The organism is Rathayibacter sp. VKM Ac-2926 (genome assembly GCF_022815565.1).
GTDB lineage: Bacteria > Actinomycetota > Actinomycetes > Actinomycetales > Microbacteriaceae > Rathayibacter > Rathayibacter festucae.
The window spans coordinates 1-1,413 of the sequence record NZ_JALGRS010000024.1; the positions used below are offsets into that span (position 1 = coordinate 1).

The window sequence follows — 1,413 nt, forward strand, 5'->3', positions numbered from 1 at the left end:
TCTGGGTGGCCATCGTGAATTGGTGTCCGGCGGTGTCCTACTCTCCCACAGGGTCCCCCCTGCAGTACCATCGGCGCTGAGAGTCTTAGCTTCCGGGTTCGGAATGTGACCGGGCGTTTCCCTCTCGCTATGGCCGCCGTAACCCTCTCAGACACACCCACCAGCCGAAGGCGTGGTGGTGGTCAAATCTGGGTCACACGTCATGCGTGTGTTCAGTTGTCCGCCCCGAGCAGTGTCGGGTGCGGTGTGCAGGTCGTGTCTTTGCGAACACGACCCGCGGTATGGAGCCCGTATTCTGGGAACCACAAAGTGGACGCAAGCAATCTCTGACCACTCCTACCAGCCTTTACAACGGTATGAGTGTAGTGATTATCAAGTTATCGGCTTATTAGTACCGGTCAGCTCCGACAGTCTTTAGTCCTGTCTTCCACATCCGGCCTATCAACCCAGTCGTCTGGCTGGGAGCCTCTCCCCCGAAGGGATGGAAATCTCATCTCGAAGCCGGCTTCCCGCTTAGATGCTTTCAGCGGTTATCCGTTCCGAACGTAGCTAATCAGCGGTGCTCCTGGCGGAACAACTGACACACCAGAGGTTCGTCCATCCCGGTCCTCTCGTACTAGGGATAGATCTTCTCAAATTTCCTGCGCGCGCAGCGGATAGGGACCGAACTGTCTCACGACGTTCTAAACCCAGCTCGCGTACCGCTTTAATGGGCGAACAGCCCAACCCTTGGGACCTACTCCAGCCCCAGGATGCGACGAGCCGACATCGAGGTGCCAAACCATGCCGTCGATATGGACTCTTGGGCAAGATCAGCCTGTTATCCCCGAGGTACCTTTTATCCGTTGAGCGACAGCGCTTCCACAAGCCACTGCCGGATCACTAGTCCCGACTTTCGTCCCTGCTCGACTTGTCAGTCTCACAGTCAAGCTCCCTTGTGCACTTACACTCGACACCTGATTGCCAACCAGGTTGAGGGAACCTTTGGGCGCCTCCGTTACTCTTTAGGAGGCAACCGCCCCAGTTAAACTACCCATCAGGCACTGTCCCTGAACCCGATTAGGGTCCGAAGTTAGATATCCAGAGTGACCAGAGTGGTATTTCAACAATGACTCCACGAACACTAGCGTGCCCGCTTCACAGTCTCCCACCTATCCTACACAAGCCACACCGAACACCAATACCAAACTATAGTAAAGGTCACGGGGTCTTTCCGTCCTGCTGCGCGTAACGAGCATCTTTACTCGTAATGCAATTTCGCCGAGTTCGCGGTTGAGACAGCTGGGAAGTCGTTACGCCATTCGTGCAGGTCGGAACTTACCCGACAAGGAATTTCGCTACCTTAGGATGGTTATAGTTACCACCGCCGTTTACTGGGGCTTAAATTCTCAGCTTCGCCTTGCGGCTAACCGT

2 rRNA genes (1 of these 2 only partly in view) are annotated in these 1,413 nt (G+C 55.3%); both read right to left on the reverse strand.

What is annotated here, in order from left to right:
* Window positions 1-24: 24 nt before the first annotated feature.
* Window positions 25-141: ribosomal RNA gene (gene rrf / locus MT351_RS19765) — 5S ribosomal RNA — on the reverse strand.
* Window positions 142-368: 227 nt separating this feature from the next.
* A 23S ribosomal RNA gene (locus MT351_RS19770) occupies window positions 369-1,413 on the reverse strand (it continues 2,170 nt past the right edge of the window).